Annotated in this window: 26 protein-coding genes, 2 tRNA genes and 4 pseudogenes; 22 read left to right on the top strand and 10 right to left on the bottom strand. The window is 39.9% G+C overall.

Translation table 11 applies throughout. The features are described from left to right. The 5 genes and pseudogenes from QMF79_RS08390 to QMF79_RS08370 all read left to right on the top strand — a co-directional run. Nucleotides 1-199: urease accessory protein UreF (locus QMF79_RS08390; protein ID WP_425591893.1), on the top strand; the 199-nt coding region annotated here is incomplete at its 5' end. Nucleotides 200-381: 182 nt separating this feature from the next. Then, nucleotides 382-750 carry an endonuclease domain-containing protein gene (locus QMF79_RS08385; protein WP_281773486.1) on the top strand — a complete coding sequence of 123 codons (369 nt, stop codon included), beginning with the start codon at nucleotides 382-384 and terminating at the stop codon, nucleotides 748-750. 101 nt (nucleotides 751-851) lie between these two features. Continuing rightward, on the top strand, nucleotides 852-1,487 hold the full coding sequence (gene ureG, locus QMF79_RS08380) for an urease accessory protein UreG (protein ID WP_281773485.1): 636 nt from the start codon (nucleotides 852-854) through the stop codon (nucleotides 1,485-1,487). Between the two features lie 62 nt (nucleotides 1,488-1,549). Beyond that, nucleotides 1,550-2,365, top strand: coding sequence for an urease accessory protein UreD (locus tag QMF79_RS08375; RefSeq protein WP_281773484.1), 816 nt, complete (start codon nucleotides 1,550-1,552; stop codon nucleotides 2,363-2,365). A 24-nt stretch (nucleotides 2,366-2,389) separates the two neighbouring features. Next, nucleotides 2,390-3,253, top strand: a pseudogene (locus QMF79_RS08370) (DMT family transporter). 47 nt (nucleotides 3,254-3,300) lie between these two features. On the opposite strand, the pseudogene QMF79_RS08365 reads toward QMF79_RS08370, so the two are convergent. Then, a pseudogene (locus QMF79_RS08365) lies at nucleotides 3,301-3,928 on the bottom strand (FKBP-type peptidyl-prolyl cis-trans isomerase). Between the two features lie 213 nt (nucleotides 3,929-4,141). Here QMF79_RS08365 and QMF79_RS08360 point away from each other — a divergent pair. Together QMF79_RS08360 and QMF79_RS08355 are read left to right on the top strand one after the other, a co-directional pair. Further along, nucleotides 4,142-4,783, top strand: a complete 642-nt coding sequence (locus tag QMF79_RS08360; RefSeq protein WP_281773483.1) for a MerR family transcriptional regulator — start codon at nucleotides 4,142-4,144, stop codon at nucleotides 4,781-4,783. Further along, complete coding sequence (locus QMF79_RS08355; protein WP_281773482.1) at nucleotides 4,780-8,229, top strand: acyl-[ACP]--phospholipid O-acyltransferase; 3,450 nt, start codon at nucleotides 4,780-4,782, stop codon at nucleotides 8,227-8,229. Before QMF79_RS08360 ends, QMF79_RS08355 begins: the two co-directional genes overlap by 4 nt. 87 nt (nucleotides 8,230-8,316) lie before the next feature. On the opposite strand, the gene QMF79_RS08350 is transcribed toward QMF79_RS08355, so the two are convergent. Continuing rightward, on the bottom strand, nucleotides 8,317-8,859 hold the full coding sequence (locus QMF79_RS08350; protein WP_281773481.1) for a ComEA family DNA-binding protein: 543 nt from the start codon (nucleotides 8,857-8,859) through the stop codon (nucleotides 8,317-8,319). Nucleotides 8,860-8,985: 126 nt separating this feature from the next. Here QMF79_RS08350 and QMF79_RS08345 point away from each other — a divergent pair, with 126 nt between their 5' ends. The 7 genes and pseudogenes from QMF79_RS08345 to QMF79_RS08315 all read left to right on the top strand — a co-directional run bounded on the left by QMF79_RS08345 (nucleotide 8,986) and on the right by QMF79_RS08315 (nucleotide 14,270). Then, nucleotides 8,986-10,284 (top strand): serine dehydratase subunit alpha family protein, encoded by a 1,299-nt coding sequence (locus QMF79_RS08345; protein WP_281773480.1) that lies wholly within the window; start codon nucleotides 8,986-8,988, stop codon nucleotides 10,282-10,284. Between the two features lie 161 nt (nucleotides 10,285-10,445). Beyond that, the gene (locus tag QMF79_RS08340) at nucleotides 10,446-11,342 is read left to right on the top strand and encodes a 5' nucleotidase, NT5C type (RefSeq protein WP_281773479.1); all 897 of its coding nucleotides are present in this window, start codon (nucleotides 10,446-10,448) and stop codon (nucleotides 11,340-11,342) included. Next, on the top strand, nucleotides 11,339-12,049 hold the full coding sequence (locus QMF79_RS08335; RefSeq protein ID WP_281773478.1) for an SIR2 family NAD-dependent protein deacylase: 711 nt from the start codon (nucleotides 11,339-11,341) through the stop codon (nucleotides 12,047-12,049). Before QMF79_RS08340 ends, QMF79_RS08335 begins: the two co-directional genes overlap by 4 nt. 78 nt (nucleotides 12,050-12,127) lie before the next feature. Then, nucleotides 12,128-12,451, top strand: coding sequence for a hypothetical protein (locus QMF79_RS08330; protein ID WP_281773477.1), 324 nt, complete (start codon nucleotides 12,128-12,130; stop codon nucleotides 12,449-12,451). Then, a pseudogene (locus QMF79_RS08325) lies at nucleotides 12,373-12,684 on the top strand (PP2C family protein-serine/threonine phosphatase); the annotation flags it as partial. The gene QMF79_RS08330 and the pseudogene QMF79_RS08325, both read left to right, overlap by 79 nt. Before the next feature lie 18 nt (nucleotides 12,685-12,702). Beyond that, the gene (locus tag QMF79_RS08320) at nucleotides 12,703-13,935 is read left to right on the top strand and encodes a PD-(D/E)XK nuclease family protein (protein ID WP_281773476.1); all 1,233 of its coding nucleotides are present in this window, start codon (nucleotides 12,703-12,705) and stop codon (nucleotides 13,933-13,935) included. A gap of 92 nt (nucleotides 13,936-14,027) precedes the next feature. Next, nucleotides 14,028-14,270, top strand: coding sequence for a hypothetical protein (locus QMF79_RS08315; RefSeq protein WP_281773475.1), 243 nt, complete (start codon nucleotides 14,028-14,030; stop codon nucleotides 14,268-14,270). 49 nt (nucleotides 14,271-14,319) lie between these two features. Here the strand turns inward: QMF79_RS08315 and QMF79_RS08310 are convergent, their stop codons facing one another. From QMF79_RS08310 to hslV, 3 genes are all read right to left on the bottom strand, one after another. Continuing rightward, on the bottom strand, nucleotides 14,320-14,703 hold the full coding sequence (locus QMF79_RS08310) for a hypothetical protein (protein WP_281773474.1): 384 nt from the start codon (nucleotides 14,701-14,703) through the stop codon (nucleotides 14,320-14,322). Between the two features lie 20 nt (nucleotides 14,704-14,723). Further along, nucleotides 14,724-16,049, bottom strand: a complete 1,326-nt coding sequence (gene hslU, locus QMF79_RS08305; protein ID WP_192574250.1) for an HslU--HslV peptidase ATPase subunit — start codon at nucleotides 16,047-16,049, stop codon at nucleotides 14,724-14,726. A 142-nt stretch (nucleotides 16,050-16,191) separates the two neighbouring features. Beyond that, nucleotides 16,192-16,713 carry an ATP-dependent protease subunit HslV gene (hslV, locus tag QMF79_RS08300; RefSeq protein WP_040218499.1) on the bottom strand — a complete coding sequence of 174 codons (522 nt, stop codon included), beginning with the start codon at nucleotides 16,711-16,713 and terminating at the stop codon, nucleotides 16,192-16,194. 175 nt (nucleotides 16,714-16,888) lie between these two features. On the opposite strand from hslV, the gene QMF79_RS08295 reads away from it, so the two are divergent. Continuing rightward, nucleotides 16,889-17,158 (top strand): hypothetical protein, encoded by a 270-nt coding sequence (locus tag QMF79_RS08295; RefSeq protein WP_281773473.1) that lies wholly within the window; start codon nucleotides 16,889-16,891, stop codon nucleotides 17,156-17,158. Between the two features lie 107 nt (nucleotides 17,159-17,265). On the opposite strand, the gene gloA2 is transcribed toward QMF79_RS08295, so the two are convergent. Beyond that, nucleotides 17,266-17,661 carry an SMU1112c/YaeR family gloxylase I-like metalloprotein gene (gloA2, locus tag QMF79_RS08290; protein WP_281773472.1) on the bottom strand — a complete coding sequence of 132 codons (396 nt, stop codon included), beginning with the start codon at nucleotides 17,659-17,661 and terminating at the stop codon, nucleotides 17,266-17,268. Between the two features lie 73 nt (nucleotides 17,662-17,734). On the opposite strand from gloA2, the gene mutY reads away from it, so the two are divergent. From mutY to ffh, 6 genes are all read left to right on the top strand, one after another. Continuing rightward, a complete protein-coding gene (mutY, locus tag QMF79_RS08285) occupies nucleotides 17,735-18,871 on the top strand; it encodes an A/G-specific adenine glycosylase (protein WP_281773471.1) in 1,137 nt (378 codons plus the stop codon). Nucleotides 18,872-18,873: 2 nt separating this feature from the next. Beyond that, nucleotides 18,874-19,143: an oxidative damage protection protein gene (locus QMF79_RS08280; RefSeq protein WP_005706474.1), complete on the top strand. Its 270-nt coding sequence runs from the start codon at nucleotides 18,874-18,876 to the stop codon at nucleotides 19,141-19,143. A gap of 10 nt (nucleotides 19,144-19,153) precedes the next feature. Then, nucleotides 19,154-20,251 (top strand): membrane-bound lytic murein transglycosylase MltC, encoded by a 1,098-nt coding sequence (gene mltC / locus QMF79_RS08275; protein WP_281773470.1) that lies wholly within the window; start codon nucleotides 19,154-19,156, stop codon nucleotides 20,249-20,251. Nucleotides 20,252-20,377: 126 nt separating this feature from the next. After that, nucleotides 20,378-20,453 (top strand) — tRNA-Phe (locus QMF79_RS08270). Nucleotides 20,454-20,455: 2 nt separating this feature from the next. After that, nucleotides 20,456-20,531: transfer RNA gene (locus QMF79_RS08265), tRNA-Asn, on the top strand. 303 nt (nucleotides 20,532-20,834) lie between these two features. Beyond that, nucleotides 20,835-22,223, top strand: coding sequence for a signal recognition particle protein (gene ffh / locus QMF79_RS08260; protein WP_281773469.1), 1,389 nt, complete (start codon nucleotides 20,835-20,837; stop codon nucleotides 22,221-22,223). Between the two features lie 54 nt (nucleotides 22,224-22,277). Here the strand turns inward: ffh and QMF79_RS08255 are convergent, their stop codons facing one another. The 4 genes from QMF79_RS08255 to QMF79_RS08240 all read right to left on the bottom strand — a co-directional run bounded on the left by QMF79_RS08255 (nucleotide 22,278) and on the right by QMF79_RS08240 (nucleotide 24,656). Next, nucleotides 22,278-23,072 carry a D-hexose-6-phosphate mutarotase gene (locus tag QMF79_RS08255; RefSeq protein ID WP_281773468.1) on the bottom strand — a complete coding sequence of 265 codons (795 nt, stop codon included), beginning with the start codon at nucleotides 23,070-23,072 and terminating at the stop codon, nucleotides 22,278-22,280. Nucleotides 23,073-23,433: 361 nt separating this feature from the next. Beyond that, nucleotides 23,434-23,985 (bottom strand): hypothetical protein, encoded by a 552-nt coding sequence (locus QMF79_RS08250; RefSeq protein WP_119222321.1) that lies wholly within the window; start codon nucleotides 23,983-23,985, stop codon nucleotides 23,434-23,436. Continuing rightward, the gene (locus QMF79_RS08245; protein WP_119222322.1) at nucleotides 23,949-24,131 is read right to left on the bottom strand and encodes a hypothetical protein; all 183 of its coding nucleotides are present in this window, start codon (nucleotides 24,129-24,131) and stop codon (nucleotides 23,949-23,951) included. The genes QMF79_RS08250 and QMF79_RS08245 overlap by 37 nt, the downstream gene beginning before the upstream one ends. A gap of 120 nt (nucleotides 24,132-24,251) precedes the next feature. Further along, entirely contained in the window at nucleotides 24,252-24,656 is a 405-nt protein-coding gene (locus QMF79_RS08240; protein ID WP_281773467.1) for a helix-turn-helix domain-containing protein, read from the bottom strand. 132 nt (nucleotides 24,657-24,788) lie between these two features. Between QMF79_RS08240 and QMF79_RS08235 the strand changes: the two are divergent. Beyond that, nucleotides 24,789-25,017 (top strand): annotated as a pseudogene (locus QMF79_RS08235) (Slam-dependent surface lipoprotein); the annotation flags it as partial.

Below are 25,017 nucleotides of genomic sequence, written 5' to 3'. Positions count from 1 at the left end.
AATCACTAACGGCGTGAAGCTAATTCCTCTCAGCCAAATGGATGGGCAAGATATTTTGTTTGACTTGCGAGGATCACTCGTGCAAGCGGTGGAATTAAGCCTTGAACCCGACGAAGAATGGCTTGGTGCGGCAACGCTGGCGAATGATATTCGCGCAATGCAGCATGAGCAGCTTTATACACGGCTTTATATGTCGTAGCATTCTTCGCTCCCTCCGTTTACGGAGGGAGCTGTCGCGTAGCGACTGAGGGATGGATTGCAACGAAGTTGCAAGAGAAATGTAGCTAGCTAAACTATTTTTGTGATCTTCATCGAAAAAGCACAACAAACAACAAGCATTTTGTTTCATATACGCTATAAAGTTTCCTTTTTGGAGGAAATATGCGATATAAAGAAACGGAAAAATTGCGCCATTATTCAAGTCTGCTTCGTTTAAATATGACAGATGCTGAAATGAATTTATGGTATCACTTAAGAAATAGAAGATTTTGTGGCATAAAATTTCTACGGCAGAAAATTATCAGTGGATATATTGTTGATTTTGTTTCGATAGAAATTCAGCTCATTATTGAATTAGATGGTTCTCAACATTTTGAACAGCAGCATTATGATGAGAAGCGAACAAGAACACTTGAAATGAATGGATTTAAGGTAATACGATTTTGGAATGAGGACGTATTAAAAAATATGGATATGGTGCTAGAGGTTATTTGGCAATATCAAAGTGATTATTTTAATACACTCAAATAAATCGGAATTCCCTCCCTCCGCCTTCGGCACCTCCCTCCGTAAACGGAGGGAGGGAAAAGAACGGTCAGATTTTCAAATAATTTTACAAAGGAACAACAAATATGCGTAACTATATCAAAATCGGCGTGGCTGGCCCTGTTGGGGCGGGTAAAACAGCGTTAATCGAAAAACTCACTCGAGAAATCGCGTCAAAATATAGTGTGGCAGTGATTACTAACGACATCTACACTCAAGAAGATGCGGAATTTTTAACGAAAAATAGTTTACTTCCGCCAGAGCGAATTATGGGCGTGGAAACGGGCGGTTGTCCGCATACGGCAATCCGTGAAGATGCGTCGATGAATTTGGAGGCAGTGGATGAAATGGTGGCGCGTTTCCCTGATGTGGAAATCGTGTTCATCGAATCGGGCGGCGATAACCTTTCAGCGACCTTCAGCCCTGATTTGGCGGACGTGACCATTTTCGTGATCGACGTGGCACAAGGCGAAAAAATTCCACGCAAAGGCGGGCCGGGTATTACTCGTTCAGACTTACTTGTGATCAACAAAACCGACCTTGCGCCATTCGTCGGCGCGGATTTAAGCGTGATGGAACGCGATGCCCGCCGTATGCGCAACGGTCAGCCGTTTATCTTTACCAACCTGATGAAAAAAGAAAACCTCGACGGCGTGATTGGTTGGATTGAAAAATATGCGTTGTTGAAGAATGTGGAAGAGCCAGAGGCGTTGGTGAGATAGGATATTTTCGCTCCCTCCGTTTACGGAGGGAGGGAATTGTTTAATCGTGTATAAAAATTTTAATGAACAGCAAATTATCCCTTTCCACCAAACTTTCCCAACGTGGTAAAACCCAACTTGATGAATACTTTGTGACGCCACCGTTTAAAGTGATAACGTTGCCAAGTTATGATGATGCGTGGGCGAATGGCTTGAATGCGATGCAGATGTCATCTTCCCCTGGCGTGTTGGCGGGCGATCTGTTAGAGATTGACATTTCGTTGGCAAAATTGACCGCTCTTTCGCTCAATACGCAGGCATTTACTCGCGTGCAGGCGATGAATGAAGGCGAGAGTGCGATGCAGACAACCCATATTTCGCTTGCGGAAAACAGCCGTTTGTTCTATTTGCCGCACCCGTTGGTGCTGCATAAAGATTCCGCGTTCAAGCAGAAAACGTTGATTGAGATGAATGAGCAGAGCGAGCTGATTTACGGTGAAATCGTGGCGATTGGTCGGGTGTTGAATGGCGAACGTTTTGCCTTTCGTCAGTTTTCTTCCCATTTGAAGATTTACGCGTTGCAAAATGACGGCAAAAAACGACCGCTTGTCAGCGATTGTATTCAGTGGTTGCCATCAAAAATGAACCTTACTGCCTTGAGCCAGATGGAAGATTATTCCCACCAAGGGTCGCTCACTTATCTGAATTTGGCGAAAAGCAATGCAGAAATAAAACAGCAGGTGCAAGCCTTGCAACAACAATTCGCTGATGAGAAAGCCTTGCTAATCGGCATCTCCCAGCTGAATGAATGCGGCTTGATGGTGCGTGTGCTAGGGCATCGGGCGGAAACCATTCAACAGTTGTTTGAAAAAATGGGTAAGCAGTTAAAAGTGCTATAATCGCTATTTTTAGAGAGATGTTGAATGAAAGTACAAAATTATGCAGCCCCGCTTCTGGTCGTGGGCTGCATTTTATTTGGTTTGGGCAGCCTTATTGTGAAATTTGTCCCCGTGGGCGGTTATGCGATTGCTTTTTGGCGATTGCTGATTGCCACCGTAGTGTTTTGGGCGTTGATGAAGTGGAAAAAACAGGCGTTACCCAGGCAAGCGAAAACGTGGTGGTTTGCCGCATTATCGGGCATTTTTCTTGCCTTTGATCTCGCCTTTTGGCACGAAAGTATTTATGCGGTTGGACCAGGGATTTCTACGTTGCTGAACAGCTTGCAAATTTTCTTTTTGGCGGGCATTGGTTACTTTTTCTTTGCGGAAAAACAGAGCAAAATGCAGCTATTCAGCCTTGTGTTGGCGGTGATTGGTGTTGTGTTGATTGCTAGCCCAGAACTGGCTCACAACCTTGATGGCGTGTATGGTATTCTCATCGGCTTGGCTTCGGGTGCGATGCTGGCAGGTTCATTGGTGATGATTCGCTAAGTACACAATAGCGAGTCGACTGCTATTTTTCCGCTGATGTTTTTAGTCAGTCTGTTCGGAGCGATTGCTTTGCTTCCGCCTTCGTTATGGTTTAATCAAGTAAACTTCTTCCCGCCGACACTTGTCGACTGGGGCTGGATTGTGGTGTACGGCGTGGTAATGCAATGTATGGCGTGGGGAATGATTGCCTACGCGATTCCGCTTCTTTCCCTTGGCTTAATGGGGCTATTGCTCCTTTCCGAACCCGTGGCAGCGTTGTTAATCGACTATTTCTATTTAGATAAGCCGATTGATGTATGGCAATGGTGTGGGGCGGGTTTAACGCTGTTGGCGATTTATTTGGGATCGAGAAAGTAAAAAATAAGGCGAACATGATGTTCGCCTTTCTTTATGAGTTATGGAAATTAAAGAATATCCAATAATTCTACTTCAAATACTAAGGTTGCAAATGGAGGAATTGACGCACCCGCACCGCGTTCACCGTAAGCTAATTCGTGTGGGATGGTTAAACGCCATTTTGAACCAACAGGCATCATTTGTAATGCTTCAGTCCAACCTTTGATCACGCCGTTTACTGGGAATTCAGCTGGTGTGTTGCGTTTTACTGAGCTGTCGAAAACTGTACCATCAATTAAAGAACCTGTGTAGTGAACACGAACGGTGCTGTCTGCTGCTGGTTTTTCGCCTGTGCCTTCGCTTAATACTTCGTATTGTAAACCGCTTTCAGTTGTTTTCACGCCCGCTGCTTTTTTGTTCTCTTCTAAGAACGCTTTGTTCTCTTCATCTAACGCTCTAAATGCTGCCATTTGAGCTTCTTCAGCACGTTGGCTTAACTTGAAGTGCTTGTGTCACTTCGTTTAAATCTAATGCTGGTGGGTTTTGGTTTAACACATCGTAGATACCGCACGCAACCGCTTCCGCATCCACATCCATTCCGCTACCTAAAAGTTGCTGACCAATTTGTAAACCAATACCGTAGCCGCCTTTTGCTTCTATGCTGTCAAATGAAACTGAATTGAAATCTAATGCCATGTTATGTTCCTTTGGGATGTAATGAAAATTGAGTATTTGTTGGTTATGGGGATAAATTCGGTAAATACAAGGCAAAGTAAGAAAAAAGCGGTTTAATTTCAAAAGAAATTTGCAAATTTATTAAAAGCGTAGAGTGTTACTCTTTACTTTTGTTTTAAGAGGATTAAAATAGCAGCCAATTCAATCAATACGATTTTATGGAAAGGAGTTTTTATGCTCAAAATGAATGATTTGGTGAAGTTTAGCCAAACGCCGAAATCCACCATTCTGTATTATGTGAAAGAGGGGTTGTTGCCTGAACCTGTAAAAGATAAGCCGAACTTTCATCTTTATGATGAACGATGTGTGTCATTGTTGGCATTTATCAAATATCTGCAAACTAACTTTAATGCTTCTATTTCACAAATCAAAGATTTGTTTGCCCATTCTGAATTTGATTGGCAAAACCCTTATGAGAGCTTGATTTCATTGATTGGCATTATTATGGGCGCAGAAAACGAAACCTTCTCGCCTGAATCGCTTTGCCAAGAGTTTGGGATTTCTGAACAGGATTTAAACCAAATGGTAGAAGAGGGCTTGTTAAACCCTCGCAATGGGATTTTTACGGGCAAAGAGCGAGAAATTTTAGCGATTATTTGCCGTTGTAATGAAGCGGAACGTGTGATGTTAAATAGCTACTTGCAAGCAGCAAAAACATTAGCTCCGCAAGAAGTGGCGCTCACACTTTCTGCCATTAAAGAAAGTGAGCAAAAAGATGAAAAATTAAAACACCTTTTTGATTTATTGCTGGTGGTAAAACCTTACCTTCTTAATATGAAAACCTTAGCGGTTTATCAACAGGAGATTCAATTATGAAACTCTTAAAACACGCGGGCTTTTTGCCCTATTTAGCCATTGCCTTTTTAAATGCAAGTGTTGATCTTGCCCATAAAATCACTATCCAAAATGTGCTGCTCAAAAGTTTTGAGGGTAACACTTTGGTGGTGTTAACTGCACTAATCAACGCAATGATTTTATTGCCGTTTATCTTCCTTTTCTCGCCGTCTGCTTTTATTAACGATAAATTCTGCCGAACCAAAGTGATTCGTTGGAGTAGCCTTGTAGCCGTTGGTATTAGCGGGGCTATTTTAGTGAGTTATCTCATCGGGCAGTTTTATCTCGCTTTTGCGTTAACCCTTGTGCTTGCTGCACAAAGTGCAGTTTATTCGCCAGCGAAATACAGCATTATTAAATCCATTGTCGGTACGGAAAACATTGGCTTTGCGAATGGTGTTATTCAAGCGCTGACGATTGTGGCAATTCTATTTAGCTCTTTTGCATTCTCGATTTTATTTGAAAGCCATTATGTTGCCTCAACTGATCCGAATGCGGTGTTGAAAAGTGTGTGGTGGATTGGTGTTGCTTTGGTCGCATTTAGTGCATTAGAAGCATTCTTTGCCTTCAGAATTCCTTTTTTCGGCCAACAAGCGGTTGAAAATGAAGAAAAATTTGCAATGTCGAAATACCTCTCGCTGGGTTACTTACGCGATAACATCCGCACCTTGCATGCAGATAAAAATATCTGGTTAAGCGTGATTGGGTTAAGTTTGTTCTGGAGTGTATCGCAAGTGATTGTGGTGGCTTTCCCTGCTCACTATAAAGCCTTGTTTAACGCAGATAATGCGGTCATCATCCAAGCCATTCTTGCGGTAAGCGGCTTAGGTTTAATCGTGGGCTCATACCTTGCGGGCAAAGCATCAAAATTACACATTGAGCTTGGGATTGTACCCGTTGGCGCATTAGGGATTTTCGTTTCGCTTTTCTGCTTAACACTTGTGCAAAACAACGCAATGTTAATGCTTTGCTCTTTTGGATTTGGTTTCTTTGGCGGATTATTTATCGTGCCGTTAAATGCCACCATCCAATATTTCGTGCCTGAAAAAATCAGCGGCAAAATTATGGCGGGCAATAACTTTGTGCAAAATGTCTTTATGGTTGGCTTCTTGTTGCTTAGCATTCTATTTGTAGAGTTTAGCGTTTCAACCACAGGTTTGTTCTTAACCGTATCAGTGGTTTGCTTGCTAGGCAGTTTTTATGCAATGTGGCAACTTCCGCACTTATTCACCCGCTTGTTGTTATTACCATTGTTGAAAACAAACTACCGTTTCCACGTGGAAGGGTTGAAAAACTTACCGCAAAGTGGTGGCGTGTTGTTGCTAGGAAACCATATTAGCTGGATCGACTGGCTCGTGTTACAAGCCGCAAGCCCACGTGCGATTAAATTTGTGATGTTCCGTCCGATTTACAACAAATGGTATCTCACTTGGTTCTTACGCATTTTTAAAGTCATTCCAATTGGGGCAGGCTCAAGCCGTGAGTCGATTGAAACTATTCGTAAATATCTTCAAAACGGCGAAGTGGTGGCGTTGTTCCCTGAAGGTCATATTAGCTATAACGGTCAAATCAACGAGTTCAAAAAAGGTTTTGAGCACGTGTTAAAAGATTTGGACAATGTGACCACCGTGCCATTTTATTTGCGTGGTTTATGGGGTAGCAGCTTCTCGCGTGCAAATAGTTTCTACAAAAACTTAACTAAACGCCAAGGCAAACGTGAAATCTTGGTGGCATTCGGTAAACCAATTCACGGCTTTATTGATGCGACCGCGATGAAACAAAAAGTGTTGGAGCTCTCTTATTCTGTATGGGAAAAAGTGATGCAAAAACGCAAACCGCTAACCCATCACTGGCTTAATAACGCAAAATCGAACCTGTTTAAAGAGTGCGTGGTGGATAGCCAAGGAGTGAAGCTCAATAACTTGAAGTTCATTACCGCAGTGTTGTTGATGAGTAAGGCGTTGAAAGCGCAACTTGGCGATGCGAAAAACGTGGGCGTGTTGTTACCAAGCTCAGCGATTGGGGCGATTGTGAATATGGCGTTGATGATTATCGGCAAAGTGCCTGTGAATCTAAACTATACGCTAAGCCCTGAAGTGATGGCAAAAGCCCTTGCCAAAGCAGAAATTGAATACGTGATTTCAGCCGAAAAATTCCTCAATAAACTAAACGCAAAAGGCTTTTGTTTCGATGAAGTGTTGGCAGGTAAGCTATTACAAGCGGACGAAATTGCAAAACAATTTACCAAAGGCGAAAAAGTGAAAGCGATGCTTACTGCATTATTCGCCCCAGCTTGGTGGATTAAATTGATGCATTTTGCGGAAATTCGCTTAAATGATACTGCGGTAATCTTATTTAGTAGTGGCAGCGAAGGCGACCCGAAAGGCATTGAAATTAGCCATAAAAACTTGCTCACTAACATCAAACAGGTGAGTGAATTGCTCAATTTCCACAAAGAGGATGTGATTTTAAATTCATTGCCAATTTTCCACTCTTTCGGTTTAACCGTTACCACCTTATTGCCACTTTGTGAAGGCATTAAAATGGTAAGCGTTGCTGACCCGACCGATGGGGCTGAAGTGGGTAAAATGTGTGCAAGATATAACGTCAGCATCCTGTTTGGTACATCAACGTTCTTCCGCTTATATACGCGTAACAAAAAACTTCATCCGTTGATGTTACAAAGCGTGCGAATGGTGATTGCAGGGGCGGAAAAACTCAAACCAGATGTGAAAGAAGCGTTCTGCTTAAAATTTGGTTTAGAGATCTACGAAGGGTATGGTGCTACCGAAACTACCCCTGTGGCAAGCGTGAATATGCCGAATATTCTCGACTCAGATACGCTAAAAGAGTTTACCTTCAATAAAGTGGGCTCTGTGGGGATGCCATTACCAGGTACAATCATAAAAATTGTTGACCCAAATACATTGGAAGAGTTGCCTGTTGGCGATGATGGCTTAATTCTGATTGGTGGCGGTCAGGTAATGAAAGGTTATTTGAACGATCCAGAAAAAACGGCAGATGTAATCGCTGAGCTGGATGGTGTGCGTTATTACAAAACGGGCGATAAAGGGCATATTGATGAAAATGGTTTTGTGACCATTGTCGACCGCTATTCCCGCTTCGCAAAAATTGGCGGCGAAATGATTAGCCTTGGTTCGGTTGAAGAAAATATCGCTCAAGTGCTAAATGATGAACATCAATTTGTTGCGGTGGCGGTAGAAGATGACAAAAAAGGCGAGAGCATTGTCTTGTTGGTGAAATCGGCACTAAGTTTAGAAGAAATCAATGCTCGCATTAAATCGCTGAATATTCCACCGATTATGTTGCCAAGCCAAGTGTTCTTGGTGGATGAAATCCCTCTATTGGGATCTGGTAAAGTTGATTTCAAAGGGGCAAAAGCGTTGGCAGTAATGCTTACTAGATAATCAACCTATGAAAAAAGCGGTATAAATTTTGTAAAGCTTTGCAAAAAATGTACCGCTTGTGAGGTCTTTATCGTATTTGGAATAAGGTTAGAATGTTAAATATGGGCTGATTTTCTCAATGGTTGTATCGCCAATGCCTGAGATTTTGCTTAATTCCGCAGCATTTTTGATTTTGCCCACTTTGTTACGATATTCAACAATCGCTTTGGCTTTTGCTTCACCAATACCGCTTAATTTTTGTAACGTTGCGGCATCTGCTTTGTTGATATTAATTTTTGCTGCTTTTTCTGCTTTTGCTACGGTATTTTTCGCTGCAGATTTAGCAGCATCTACTTTTTCTGTTGCTTCCGTTTTTACTGAATTTAACGTTTCACGTGCTGTTTTTGCATCGTTTTTGACCGCTTTTACTTCCGATTTCGCTTTTTCTACAACCGCATTTTTCATTTTGTTCATATCGGTTGCGGCTGAAGTTTCAGTTTGGGTAACCGCTTTTTTCGCTGAAGAAAGTTCGTTGTTAATCGCTGTTTTTGCCTCTTGTTTAAAGGTGGCTAGTGGGTTTGCTGTTTCAGCAAAAGAAGAGGTTGCAGTCATTGCAACGGCAAGGGCTAATAGTGCTTTTAATGGTTTCATTTTTTGTCCTTAAATGGGGAAATGAGGGTTAATCATAATGAAAAAAACTGTACAATAAGACCCGTTTAGCAAAATGAAGTTCATTTTAATTTTTTTAGTTGTGTGTTTTATAAGCAAGAGAAAACGATGAGAACCTTTGATTCCACCACCGAACAAAATATTTTACGCGTTGTACAAGAAGAAGTTGTGCCTGCTTTGGGTTGTACGGAGCCGATCTCTTTGGCGTTGGCTTCGGCAACCGCCCGTTATTATTTAGGCAAAATGCCCGAACATATTGAAGCAAAAGTTTCGCCCAATTTAATGAAAAATGGAATGGGCGTAACTGTGCCGAATACAGGGACGGTTGGTCTGCCAATGGCTGCGGCAATTGGGGCGATTGGGGGCGATCACGAAGCAGGCTTAGAGGTGTTGAAAAACATTTCCGCCGAGCAAGTGGTACAAGCCAAACAGATGATGAGCCAACATTTGGTGAACGTAGCGATTTTCGATACCGAGCATATTTTGTATTCGGAAGCGACCCTGTTTGCGGGAGATGAGAGTGTAACTGTTCGCATTGCCGCCCATCATACCAACGTGATTTACATTGAAAAAAATGGCGAGGTGCTTTTCTCTGTACCTTGTTTGGTGGATAGTGGCAATGCGCCCTGTGTCTTTTCAGAACTGACTGCCAAAGATATGTTCGATTTTTCGATGAGCGTGGTGTTAGACAAAATTCGCTTTATTCAACGTGCTGCCGAGCTGAACTCCGCCCTTTCACAAGAAGGCTTGCGAGTCGATTACGGCTTGCATATTGGGCGAACCTTGCAAAAGCAAATTGGGAGAGGCTTAATCAGCGATGATTTACTTAACCGCATTGTGATTGAAACCACCGCCGCCAGCGATGCTAGAATGGGCGGGGCAAATTTACCCGCGATGAGTAATTCAGGTTCTGGCAACCAAGGCATTACCGCCACGATGCCAGTGGTAGTGGTTGCTCGTCATATCCATGCCAGCGAAGAACAGCTCATTCGAGCCTTATTCCTTTCGCACTTAATGGCGATTTATATTCACAGTAAACTCCCTAAACTCTCCGCATTGTGTGCGGTAACTACTGCGGCGATGGGCAGTTGTGCAGGCGTGGCATGGTTGCTGACCGAGAGTTTCGATGCGATTAGTATGGCTATTAGCAGTATGATTGGCGATATCAGCGGCATCATCTGCGACGGTGCGGCAAACAGTTGTGCAATGAAGGTTTCTACCAGCGTAACTTCTAGTTATAAATCAATTTTAATGGCATTAGATAACACACAAGTCACAGGTAATGAAGGGATTGTTGAACACCAAATCGATCGCTCGATCAACAACCTCTGTGCGATTGCCAGCCGAAGTATGCAATATACAGATCGCCAAGTGATTGAAATAATGGTGAGTAAGCCGAAAAGCTAAAAATACAAGCGGTCAAATCGGCACTCCGGCTGCCAGGAGCACAACTGAATTGGTAAAGATTATCAAGAAATTGACCGCACTTATTTAGACAAAAAATACCTAACGACATGAATTGTCGCTTCATCTTTTATCATTAAGCCATCAACAGAGAGGGCATTAAAATGAAGAAAATTGTTTATATTGATATGGATAATGTGATGGTTGATTTTCCGTCTGGTATTGCAAAATTAGATGAGAAAACCAAGCAAGAGTATGAGGGGCGATATGATGAAGTTGAGGGCATTTTTAGCTTAATGGAGCCAATGCCGAATGCGATTTCTGCTGTGCATAAATTGATGAAAAAATACCATATTTACGCACTTTCTACCGCCCCTTGGCATAATCCATCGGCGTGGAGTGATAAAGTAAAATGGATTCAACATTATTTCGGTGAAGAAAAAGGTTCAGCCTTATACAAACGATTGATTTTATCCCATCATAAAAATCTCAACCAAGGCGATTATTTAATTGATGATCGCACTAAAAATGGTGCTGGCAAATTTCAAGGTGAACATGTTCATTTTGGTACAGAACAATTTGCTAATTGGAATTGCGTTTTATCTTACTTAGGCTGTGGGCCTTTTACATCAAGTGATATTTTGCAAGATTGTTTGAAAAAGTCAGCCGCCCTAGTGCAAGTTGAAAGTGAGGAGCAAAGCCGAGTCATTGGTGCTTTTGCAGATCGTTATAAATGGCAAGTGTTTAATTTGACATGTGTTTATGTGGATGAAACAGCAACCGAACAGAAAACGGTCTATTTAATTATCAGCCCTTATTTCAGTGATGAATTTAAAATACGTATTGAAGCAATGTGTACTCATATTCAAGCTGAATATGAAGTGTCACTACGCTCAAAATCACAGCTAAAACAATATTTCCAACAACTTTCAGATAAGCCATTCTTGCATATTGAAAGCTATACTTATCAACCGCTTTATAAAGCAGGGAATATTTTTGGCATGATGGCGAGAGATAGACAGGTTGATGAAATTTTAGGACAAAAGGAGCCTGAAAAATGACTTTGGAAAAGAAACCAATTTGCGTAGTATTAACCGGTGCTGGCATAAGTGCCGAAAGTGGTATTCCTACTTTTAGAGCGGAAGATGGCTTGTGGGCAGGGCATAAAGTAGAAGAAGTTTGTACGCCAGAAGCCTTAAAGAAAAACCGTGCAAAAGTATTAGAGTTTTATAATGAACGACGTCGTAATGCTCAAGCTGCAGAGCCTAATGCAGCACACCTGGCTTTGGTTGAATTGGAAGCGTTTTATGAAGTTCATATAATCACTCAAAACGTGGATGATTTACATGAGCGAGCGGGAAGTACTAATGTACTCCATTTACATGGTGAATTGAATAAAGCTCGCAGTAGTTTTAATACCGATTACATTGTTCCATGTTTGGGTGATCAACTATTAGAGGATAAGGATAATCACGGTCATCCAATGCGTCCACATATAGTCTTTTTTGGGGAAAATGTATCCATGTTTCCTAAAGCAGAAAAGTTAGTGAAAAAGGCAGATATTGTGATTGTTATTGGCACGTCATTACAGGTTTATCCCGCTAATGGATTGGTAAATCTTGCTCCATATGGTTCACTTATCTATTTGATCGATCCTAATCCAAATACAGGATTTGTCCGTAAGAAAGTGATTGCAATCAAAGAAAAAGCGGGTGAGGGCGTACCGAAAGTGGTCGCCGAGTTATTGGAGAAAATTAAAAAATCATAGAAAAACAACCGCACTTTTCACATAAATAGCAAGTTTCATATCGCTATACTGTATAACTGATGAATTAACGAGAAATGTATGCATCCAGTAATTGAATTTTATTTAGAACAAAGAAAAAGCCAACATAATTTATCTTTGCAAGATATGTGGGCAATGCCTAAAAGAATGATTGGCGATGCTTATTTTTATATTCCTTGGCTTTTACCTGTAACAGAAAGTTCAAAATGGAATCGTTCAGTACCGGTTTTTAACGAAGAAGACCTGGTTATTTTTATTGGAGATGAAGCAATTCAAAATAAATATTTACATTCTATTGATATTATTCTGAATTATTGGCTGATTTTCCCGATAAAAAAGAGGAAGATTTTGCCACGATTTATGGCGGCGTTTCTTCGTGTTTAGTTGCGGATTATTCCGAATTTCAAGATAAAATCTTTTATCAAGAAATTGAAATTCAACAAGGGGAAAGTTTATTACTTTGCTCTGATGGATTAACAGATGGACTTTCTGCTGAAGTAAGAGAAAAAATTTGGAAACAATATGATAATGATAAATCTCGATTGACGGTGTGTCGTAAATTAATTGCGAAACAAGGGTTTTATGATGATTTGTCAGTTATAATGTGTGCGTTTTAATTAACCTAAGGAGCCTATATGGCAAATAATATCAATAAAATTGTTGATTCTTTAAATTCTATCAATCAAGTGATAGAAAATTTTAGATTACAACGAGAAAAGACAGAATTGTATGATTCTAATCGATTTAATCCGTTTCGTTTTATGTATACAAATGAAATTGGTTTATCAAAAATTCTTGCATTTTTGTTAGATCCAACAGAAACGCATGGTCAGGGAGATTTGTTTTTAAATAGTTTTCTGAAATACATTGGGAAAAATAATTTCTTAGCATACGATAGTATCCAGGTTAATGTAGAGAAAAAAACAAATAAAAATCGTCGTCATGATATTTTTATTGAAGGTTTTTTGAATAATAAACCTCGTTGGATAATCTCGATTGAGAATAAGTTAAGATTTGCCTCTGATCAAATAGAGCAATTAAAAGACTATCGAGCGGATTTGGAAAGAAAGAATATAGATGAATATTGCCTTATTTATCTTCCAGTATTCCGAAATAATCCTACCGAAACTTCGATTTCTAAAGATGAGTGGGATAATTTAATCAGCGATAAGAAAGCAATAGTATTGTCTGCTGATGATTTAGTTAATTGGTTAGATAATACATTAATTATATCTCCAGTGATTAATCAATTTTGTCAATATTTCAAAAAGTTTTTAAGTGAGGAACTTATGGGTAATAAAGAAATCAATAGTGATTTAGTTAATCATTTAATGCAAAAGGGCAACAATAGTGCATTATATTCTGCATTGAGTGTGATTAATTTAAAAGACCAGTTATATGAAAGTCTAGTCAATGAATTGATTGAACAATTGGAATCACGTTGTGACTCTTATCAAAAATTAAAAGATTATGGTTGGAAATGTAATACTTCTGGTAAAGGAATATTATATAATGAGTTTGGAATTTTCTTTGCTCCAGAAGGAGTTTCTCTAGGTGTTGGTGTTGAGTTTAGTTCTGCTAATTTTGGAAATGGATATTATGGAGTTTATTGCAATAAAGATAAATCTCCTGAACTCAACAGTTTTCTAAATCAAATTTTTAGTGAATTAGAACTAAAAGAGAGTTTTGAAAAACATAATTCATGGATTAAGTGGAAGTACTTGGATGGATCGCTATTAAATTGGAATGCAGATATTCTAAGAAAAATTCCTACTGGTGACTTAGCTGATACACTTTTTGAGTTATGGGAGCCATTATTAGATGTGATTTCCAAGAATATTGATGCGATTAGTTCATTAGAAAAATAGACATTTAATCTAAACGACAAGAATTGTCGCTATCTTTTTTAAACTATGCTCAAACCCATTAGATTTGAGCATTTTTTATTGGAGTAATGATTATGTCTAAATTCAAACTTAACCCACCATCAGTTTCCCCATATACCGAAAAATTAATGTTGCAACTTTTATTAGAATATCGAGGATTTTCAGAAGTTTTTCGTGAGAATAATTGGCGATATGACAATATTGCGGAAGCCTTAGGTTTACCGAGTGAAATGGAGAATAGCGATGATTTTTGTGCGAAAGTAAAAGAATTATTACAAGGGCGAAATAAAACGTTGCCAAAATTGACCGCTCTTTGAACTGCACCTCAAATTAGGTGTCCAGGTTTTGGGGTGCAGTTCATGTTGCTTACGAGTATTTAGCGTTATCGTTTGCCTGTTTTAAATCTTCTTCTGCTGGTGGATAAATATCAAACCAATCAAAATCATAGACTTTTTCTCTAAGCGCATTTAGATCTTCTGAAACCGGAATTTCATCGCCTGGTAGTCCTGTTTTTGAATTTACAACAATAACGGTTAATGGAGGAAGATTATTCTGATTACAGTAATGTGCAATATATCCTAATATTGGTCCAAGAATACCTGAAGCAGTATTTCCAAACATATGAGTCGATAACGATTTATATGTCTGTGTTTGTCTATTCATAGCAGAGGAAACTAGAATCTGCCACGCTTGTAATGCTCGACTAGGGTGTGTTTTTACTTCACTAAATTTTTTAATATGAGTATTCATACTATTTGTTCCTTGTAGAATTAAAGAATAAACCGACTCAAATCCTCATTTTCCACCACATCATTTAATGCAGTTGAAACATAATTTTCATCAATCACAATTTTTTCGCCACTGCGTTCATTTGCATCAAATGAAATACCGTCCATTAAGCGTTCTAGTACCGTGTGTAAACGGCGGGCGCCGATATTTTCGGTTTTTTCATTCACGCGGAAAGCGGACTCAGCAATTTTGCTAATACCATCTTGGGTAAATTCCACTTCTACCCCTTCGGTTTTCATTAGCTCGCGATATTGGAGAGTCAGTGAAGCATTTGGCTCAGTTAAAATGCGCTCAAAGTCATCTTTGGTAAGCGATTTGAGTTCTACACGAATTGGTAAACGACCTTGTAATTCTGGCAATAAATCTGATGGGCGAGCCACTTGGAATGCGCCTGAACAGATAAAGAGAATATGATCGGTTTTCACCATGCCATGCTTGGTGTTTACCGTTGAGCCTTCGATAATTGGCAGTAAATCACGCTGAACCCCTTCACGAGAGACATCGCCACCTGAATGCTCACCTTTTTTACAGATTTTATCGATCTCATCAATAAATACGATGCCATGTTGTTCAACCGCTTCTATCGCTTGTTGTTTCAACTCTTCAGGGTTGACTAATTTAGCGGCTTCTTCATCTAACATCACTTTTAACGCATCTTTGATTTTCATTTTGCGTTTTTTTGTTTTGTTTGGCGACATCCCTTCAAATAGAGATTGCAGCTGAGAAGTCATATCTTCCATGCCCGGTGGCGTCATAATTTCCACACTCACTTGTGCTGCTACATCAATTTCGATCTCTTTGTCATCAAGCTGACCTTCACGTAATTTTTTACGGAAAATTTGGCGAGTTGAAGTGTTATCAGATTCTTGTACGTTACCCCACTGATCTTTTGCTGGTGGTAACAATACATCTAAAATGCGATCTTCTGCCGCATCTTGTGCGCGCATACGGTTTTTCTCTACCGCTTGCGATTTCACTAATTTGACTGCAACATCAGTTAAGTCTTTAATAATTGACTCCACTTCTTTACCCACGTAACCCACTTCAGTAAATTTTGTGGCTTCGACTTTGATAAATGGTGCATTGGCTAATTTTGCTAAACGGCGAGCAATTTCAGTTTTCCCCACGCCAGTTGGCCCGATCATTAAAATGTTTTTTGGTGTTACTTCTTGGCGTAGCTCTTCTGGTAACTGCATACGGCGCCAGCGGTTACGTAATGCGATTGCCACCGCACGTTTAGCTTCTGTTTGTCCGATAATATGTGCGTCTAATTCTGAGACGATTTCACGAGGAGTCATTGACATAATTTATTCCTTGAAAAACTTCCCTCTTTACTTATGAAGGGCAGGGGAAGATTTGTTATAAGCGGTGATTTTTTCGCTAATATTTGTAAAGGGAAGATCGTTTCAAATCTCCCCTAACCCCTCTTTTCTAAAGAGGGGACTTTTTTTACACTTCTTCGATAACGTGATTGTGATTTGAGTAAATATCAATATCTCCCGCAATTTTCAGTGCTTCTGCCACAATTTCTTTCGCAGTCAGATTGTTTTTTGTTCTTAATAAGGCTAATGCTGCCGATTTGGCATAGTTACCGCCAGAACCGATAGCTAATACATCAAATTCTGGCTCAATCACATCACCAGAGCCTGACACGAGTAAAAATTCACTTTCATTTGCCACAATCATCATCGCTTCTAATTTGCGAAGTGAACGTTCAGTGCGCCACTCTTTTGCCAATTCAACGGCAGATTTCACTAAATGCCCTTGGTGCAGTTCTAATTTTTTCTCAAACAAATCACGCAAAATAAATGCATCAGCTGTTGAACCTGCAAAGCCTGTGACGACTTTATCTTTGTATAAACGGCGTACTTTACGTACTGTGCCTTTTTCTACACAGTTGCCTAATGTTGCCTGACCATCACCACCGATCGCCACTTTGCCATCTTTACGAACACATACAATCGTCGTCATTGTTGATCCTTTATTTTTGGTAAAAAACTGCCCACTAGATTGGGGAGGATTGACCGCTTTTCAAGGCTAGATGGTCGGATTTCATAAAATATTTGAGTTCTTATTCTCAAATCTATTGACTGAGTTAAATGAGAATGGTTATTATCAATCAAGCTGTTTTGAAGAGGAAATAATAATGAAGGAATCAATTTACATCATTGTAATGGTTATCGCTTTTGTTATATTCATTAAATTATTAGACTTGGCTATTTTTAGAAAAATAACAAAAGATAAAGACAAGCGTGAAGTTTATCAGATAATCTGCTGTTTATTTATTATTTTGGCTTTATATTTTTTCAATTTAGATATCCAGTTAAGATTAGGCTCGCCAATACCTATCTTATCACTATGTGTTGCAGTTTTATTTTCTTTTCTAATAGAGAAGAAAAATAAAATACAGTTCTAAGGTAGCTAGATTATTTGCAGCAGTAGCGACAATAGCGATTTATTTTTCCTGTATATATTTAGCAAAAATAATATTATGCTAAAAGCATTTATAACTGCTTTTAAGGTTTATCCCACCTCATAAAACTCCAACGGCAATCCATCAGGATCTCTGAAAAACGTAAAGCGTTTGCCCGTGAGTTCGTCCACGCGAATAGGTTCGCATTCAATTGCAAAACTTGCCAAGAATGCAACCGCGTGTTCTACGTTTTTTACCCGAAATGCCAAGTGCCGTAAGCCACAGGCTTCAGGCGTGGTAGGACGAGCGGGCGGATTGAGGAAGCTGAATAGTTCAATCTGCGAGCCATCGGTAAATTTCAAATCGAGCTTATAGCTTTGACGTTCGGCTCGGTAGGTTTCTTTAATAATTTTCGCACCTAAAATAGTGGTGTAAAAATACTTAGATTTTTCGTAATCGCTGGCAATGATGGCAACATGGTGGAAGCCTAAAATCGGTGTTGTCATTTGTAAACCTTTTGAGAAATTTAACCGCTTGCAGTATCATCTTTCCCTTTCCATTTTTCAAGCTCCTATTTTCATGAATAATTCCTCAAATTCCGCTTTTACTGCTCAATCGAACCCGAACGCCCCTTTTGCCCGCAAGGTGTTGGCGTGGTTTGCGGTGTATGGACGTAAACATCTGCCGTGGCAGCAAAATAAGATACTTTATAAGGTTTGGCTGTCGGAAGTGATGTTGCAACAAACGCAGGTGGCAACCGTCATTCCTTATTTTGAGCGGTTTGTCGAGCGTTTTCCGACGGTAATGGACTTGGCGAATGCCCATATTGATGAGGTATTGCATCTTTGGACGGGGTTGGGCTATTACGCTCGGGCACGTAATTTACACAAGGCAGCACAAACGATTCGCGATCAATTCGGGGGTGAATTTCCTACCCAATTTGACGATGTATTGGCGTTGTCTGGCGTAGGCAGAAGTACGGCGGGGGCAGTGCTTTCTTCGGTGTTAAATGCACCTTATCCGATTTTGGATGGCAATGTGAAACGGGTGTTATCGCGTTATTTCGCAGTTGAAGGCTGGAGCGGTGAAAAGGCAGTAGAAAATCAGCTTTGGCATTTAACTGCACAAATTACGCCAACCGAGCAAGTAGCGGATTTTAATCAAGCAATGATGGATTTAGGGGCGATGATTTGCACCCGAACCAAGCCAAAATGTTCACTTTGTCCGTTGGCAGAGGATTGCCAAGCGAATCAGTTAGAGGCGTGGGAAAAATTTCCTGCTAAGAAACCGAAGAAAATTTTACCCGAACGACAAGCCTATTTTCTGGTATTGAAGCAAGGCACTCGTATTTTGTTGGAACAGAGGGAAGCGAAAGGTTTATGGGGCGGGTTGTATATTTTTCCACAGTTTGAGAATGAAGCAAGTTTCAAGCGGTTTATTTCTGATAAGAATTTGCAAATTAGCCGCCATTTACACGCGTTTCGCCACACGTTCAGCCATTTTCACTTAGATATTACCCCTATTTTGGTAGAGTTGGATGAGCAAAAGAACGAAGAAAATCGACCGCTTGGCGTTGCAGAAAATGAGGGAAATTCCCGCTATTTTGTATCTTCAAAGGCGAATTATTGGTATGATCTGACCCAACCGAATGAAATAGGCTTAGCAACGCCCGTGAAGCGGATTTTAGATGAATTATCTCAAGAGAATAAGGATTGATTATGGCACGCACCGTATTTTGTGAATATTTAAAACAAGAAGCAGAAGGATTAGATTTTCAACTTTATCCTGGCGAGTTAGGTAAACGTATTTTTGATTCAATCAGCAAGCAAGCGTGGAGCGAGTGGATCAAAAAACAGACAATGTTAGTGAATGAAAAAAAATTGAGTATGATGAATCCTGAGCATCGTAAATTGCTTGAAACCGAGATGGTAAACTTCTTGTTTGAAGGTAAAGAGGTGGTGATCGACGGTTATAAACCAGTTGAGTAAGGCAGTTGCGATGAAAAAACATACGAAATATTTGCCGCTGTTGGCGTTGATTCCGTTTTTGATTTCGTGTGGCAGCAGCCCGACAAAACACACTAAACGCCACGGAAGCAAATATCATAACTATGATTTTAAAGATACCAATGGCTTGGATATTTTAACGGGGCAGTTCTCGCATAATATTGATGATATTTGGGGAAGCCAAGAGTTGTTGATCGCAACAAAAAAAGATTACGTGAAATATACTGACCAATATTACACCCGTAGTCATATTTCGTTTGAAGACGGGGTGATTACGATTGAAACGTTGGCAGATCAAGCACGCTTGAAAAATGCGATCGTGCATACACTATTGATGGGTGGAGATCCGAAAGGAATTGACTTATTCGCTTCTGGCGATACACCGATTAGTGCGAATCCGTTCCTTGCGGGACAGGTGAAAGACCAATATGGGCGTTATGTAACGAATGCGGTCATTGCTAATGATTTCGCCAATTATTTGGTGCAAAATGCGACGACACGTCGTTTGAAAAATGGACGTAATGTCGCGGTGGTGCAAATCAAGATGGTGGAAGGGCATATTGAAATTCGTGCTCGCCAATATTTGCCATTAGTGCGGAAGATGGCAAAACGATACGGTATTGAACCTAGCCTGATTTTAGGTATTATGGAAGTGGAGTCAGCATTCAATCCATACGCGGTAAGTTATGCGAATGCGATTGGTTTGATGCAAATTGTGCCTAAAACAGCTGGACGTGATATTTTTGCTCGTAAAGGCTTAAATGGCCAGCCAGATCGTGCTTATTTATATAATCCAGAGCAAAATATTGATGCGGGTACAATGTATCTCTCTATTTTGCATGAAGAATATTTGGATGGAATCACCAATTCGACTTCAATGTATTATGCAATGATTTCTGCATATAATAGTGGAGCTGGAGCGGTATTAAAAGTGTTCGATTATGATAAATATGAGGCGATTGATCGTATTAACGAGCTTTCGCCAGATGCAGTTTATCGTATTTTAACCACGGCTCACCCATCAGCACAGGCGAGAAATTACTTGAAGAAAGTATCTAAAGCCCGTGAAAAATATCGTTCTGTTCGTTAATTTGATGTTAAAAAATACAATTAGCACAAAAAAAGATCGAATAAACGGAATTTTTAATTTTTTGTAAAAAAAACGTTTGACGGGGTCTGAAAAAAACTGCATAATGCACCCCGTAAACGACGAGATGCCTCGATAGCTCAGTCGGTAGAGCAGGGGATTGAAAATCCCCGTGTCGGTGGTTCGATTCCGCCTCGAGGCACCATTTCCTCCTTAGTTCAGTCGGTAGAACGGTGGACTGTTAATCCATATGTCGCAGGTTCGAGTCCCGCAGGAGGAGCCATATTAAGAAGCCCTGATGAGAAATCATCAGGGCTTTCGCTTTTCTAGTATCCTACCATTTATATTTAACGTGAAATTCCCCAAGTGAGGGGATTTTTTGTATAATGCCTCAATCTATTTTTTCGTTTAATTCATATTTTGCAAAGAATTAACTCCCCTCTTTAGCAAAGAGGGGCAGGGGGAGATTTTGGCAGAAGATAAAACGAAGCTCATACGAGAAATTAACATCGTGATCAAATCTCCCTAACTCCTCTTTTCTAAAGAGGGGGATTAATTTGCAAACAAAAAACAAAAGAGAACAAAAATGTTTGAAAACCTGTCTGATAGACTTTCCAAAACGCTCAAAAACATCACTGGCAAAGGGCGTTTAACCGAAGATAACATTAAAGATACTCTCCGCGAAGTGCGTATGGCATTGCTTGAAGCAGATGTTGCCTTGCCTGTTGTGCGTGAGTTTATCAATAAAGTTAAAGAGCGTGCAATTGGCGAAGAGGTCAATAAAAGTTTAACGCCAGGGCAAGAGTTCCTCAAAATTGTACGTGCTGAGCTTGAGCAAGCAATGGGCGAAGCAAATGAAGGACTGAATCTTGCTACCCAACCGCCTGCGGTCATCTTAATGGCAGGTTTGCAAGGTGCAGGTAAAACCACTTCGGTAGGTAAATTAGCCAAATTCCTTAAAGAACGTGAAAAGAAAAAAGTGCTTGTGGTTTCTGCCGACGTTTACCGCCCAGCCGCGATCAAACAGCTTCAAACCTTGGCGGAAGCGTTAAAAGTAGATTTTTTCCCAACCGAAACCACGCAAAAGCCTGTTGAAATTGCAGAAGCGGCATTAAAATACGCAAAACTTAACTTCTTTGATGTGTTGATTGTCGATACCGCTGGTCGCTTGCACGTAGACGGCGAGATGATGGATGAAATTAAACAGCTTCACGCTACACTCAACCCAATTGAAACACTCTTCACTGTGGACGCAATGACAGGTCAAGATGCTGCAAACACCGCTAAAGCGTTCAACGAAGCCTTGCCATTAACAGGTGTCATTTTAACTAAAGTGGATGGTGATGCTCGTGGTGGTGCGGCATTGTCTATCCGTCAAATCACAGGAAAACCAATTAAATTCCTTGGTGTGGGTGAGAAAACCGATGCGTTAGAGCCATTCCATCCAGACCGCGTGGCTTCTCGTATTCTTGGTATGGGTGATGTGCTGTCACTTATCGAAGATTTACAACGCAGTGTAGACCAAGAAAAAGCAGAAAAAATTGCTCAAAAATTCAAAAAAGGTGATGAATTTACCCTTGATGATTTCCGCGATCAGCTTGTCGAAATGAAAAAAATGGGCGGGATGATGTCGATGCTTGAAAAATTACCAGGGGCGAAAAACTTGCCTGATCACGTAAAAAATCAAGTGGATGACAAAATGTTCATCAAAATGGAAGCGATCATTAACTCAATGACGCTCAAAGAGCGTGCAAACCCAGATATCATCAAAGGTTCACGTCGTCGCCGTATTGCATTAGGTTCAGGCACACAAGTGCAAGACGTGAATAAACTTCTCAAGCAATTCGATGAAATGCAACGTATGATGAAAAAAATGCGTAAAGGCGGAATGGCAAAAATGATGCGTGGTATGAAAGGGATGATGGGCGGTGGTTTAGGCGGTCTAGGTGCACTCGGTAGCATGTTTAAGCGTTAGTATCTATAACAGAAACCGCTTGTAGGAAAATCTACAAGCGGTTTTTTAATTTAGCTATTTTTTCACTAAAATCTCCACTGCCAATTGTTGTTTAAAACCCAGTAACTGATTTAGGCGGGCGGTTTCGACACAGATCATATGTTGGTAATCGTTCGGTTGCATTGCACTTGGTGGGGTGTCCCACGGGTTCCAAAGTACGATACTGTCGGCGTTTTGGTGGTCGATCTCAATATTCCGCTCCCACAAGCGGTCGGAAATGATTGAGTTTTTACCAATATAAGGATAAATACAATCCACACCTTGTTGAATTTGACGAGTAGTAGGCAATTTAACTTGTTGATCAGTGAGTTTATCGAACGCGGTCATCGGCAAATTTTGCACTTCTACATTCTCAATTTGACTTAAATTGAAATAGCTATGTAGTGCAATTTGAGCAGGATCTTGCCCATAATGGGTAAATTCAAGTCGGAGTTTTTCGCTGAATATCATTTGAATGTGAGCTTGGATTATCTGATGCTCATCAAATAGTGAGAAATTTAATATGACTTGTTTATCCTGGATATCGTAATCGCTAAGTGTCCAAAGTTGTAAGCGGGCTGTGCCGTGGGCTGGCTGCTTTACGGTGCCAAACCAAGGATAGCAAATTGGTATACCCCCACGAATAGCGACACCTCGTTTGAATGACTCAATAGGGCTAAGCCAAAAAATATCGTGTTCTGCATGGCGAGGTTGCCAACTTAACAATTGTGCACCTTGGAGAGCGATTCTGGCTTTTCCGACGGGATGATCGAGTTCAAGCACTGGGATTTCGTTTTGTTGAATAAGGTAAAGAGAATTAGCTAAGTTCATTTTTAGATCCTTTTTATTATTTCTTGTCGGGACTAATCATATTAGCCTCTACAAAAGTGAGATTATCATATTCTTTTTTAACGTATGCTTCTCGCCATTTCTTGCATATACGGCATCGTTTTCTCAAAAAAATAGCGATACGAAGGGCAGAGATAATTGTGTAAATTCGGGTCGTTTTCTACAGGTACGAACCGATGTTTCGGACAGCCACCGTTGCAAAGTTTTTTAAATTTGCAACGCTTGCCACGCGAATTCGACTATTTTGCTAGTGATTGCGACTTATATGTTGATCGCACATTTGATGAAATAAAAAACAAGCGGTGAAATTTGCAATTTCTTTTACTAATTTCACTGCTTGTGATTATTTAAAGGCTGGCACGATAAACATTGTTTTTAATTGGTTTTCATCTTCTACAGTTTGAAGTAGTTGAAAGCCGTGTTTCTGATAATGAGAGATAAGATTTGGATGATCTTCACATTCAAGAACAATAACACGCCCACCCACAGAACGTTTTGCTAAATAAATTTGCTGATAAATATCATCAAGTATGGTTGATAAATTGATAGGATTATTTGAAATGGCTTCATTCTTAGCAATTTGACCAATAAGAAACACTTTTAGGATATTGCCTGCACCTAATCCACCCGATAATTTTTTCCAAAGTGTTTTACTTGCTTCAATCCGAATTTCTTTAAACGAAAGAGCATAATAGGCAAGAATTTGCCCATTTTCATTGAGAATGAGATGTGTTGAAGCGGCCGATGCTTGTTCAAACCGAATTGCTTTTTGTACTAAAAATTTCTCAACATCAGGATTTCGGGAACATTGAAAAAAGGTAAGAAATCGCTGTGTTTCTTCAATACCTAAGTTTTCGATTAGTTCATTGAGGCTAATTGTTTTTTTATTGCACATAAAACATCTTGTTTCTTCTGTTCTTCCTGAGAGGGATTTGTTTTTCTTAATTGAATTTCCGTTGGATTATCTATTGCATATAATAAATCTTTGACGACTTTTTGATCAGAAATCACAAAATTCTTGCTAAAAGAAGAAGTTGCCATAAATTGCTCCTATTTAAATTACTGTATATTGTTTTAGTATATCACTGTCTATTTTAACATATTTATAAGTAAAGCGGTGAAATTTACCATTTCTTTTACAAATTTCACCGCTTGTGAATATTATTTTTGTAATTTTCTGAGTAACTCGATTTCTCTTTCTAACCCATTTATAATTTTATCTTTTTGTGCTAATAATTCATCTTTATGGCTTAATATTAATTGTAATTGTTGGATTATTTGATCTGTATTTCCATTCCCAACAGCAAAACAAAAATTATTCGAATTACTAAAATCATTATCGGTATTATTAAAATATACCTTTTCATTTTCCCCCACAGAGAGCAACTCACAAATATCCATATCAAATACTTCAGAGATTTGTTCTAAACGAGATAGATTTGAACGCACTTCACCTCGCTCAATTTTCCCATAACCTGTTACCGACATCCCTAATTTATCCGCCATATTTTCTTGCGATAACTGGTGTTGTTCGCGTAACTGACGGATTTTCTCATTGATTCTCATACTCTACCCTCTCAAGGTAAATAGTTACCTTAATTCGGTAACTTACTGTAATTGTTGGTTTATTGTACATAATTTAGACCAAATTATAATAGTTTTGGTTTTTTTCTCCTACTTTTATTTATCGAGGTCTCTATGAAACTAAGAAATGTAACCCTTGCAGCAGCACTTTTAGCCGTATTAACAGGTTGTGGAAGTAGTGGCGGCAGTTCAAACACACCAAACACTAATCAACCAACCGCTCAAAATGAGCAAGCTCGTCAGCAAGTAACTGATGCTAAGAAAGCCGAAGAAGCTCGTAAAGCTGAAGAAGCACGTAAAGCAGAAGAAGCCCGTAAAGCAGAAGAAGCTCGCAAAGCCGAAG

This window comes from Pseudohaemophilus parahaemolyticus, assembly GCF_938021905.1.
In the GTDB taxonomy this organism is placed as follows: domain Bacteria; phylum Pseudomonadota; class Gammaproteobacteria; order Enterobacterales; family Pasteurellaceae; genus Haemophilus_A; species Haemophilus_A parahaemolyticus_B.
The sequence above is the reverse complement of the archived record's forward strand: the minus strand, read 5'-3'. Positions and strand labels throughout refer to the sequence as shown.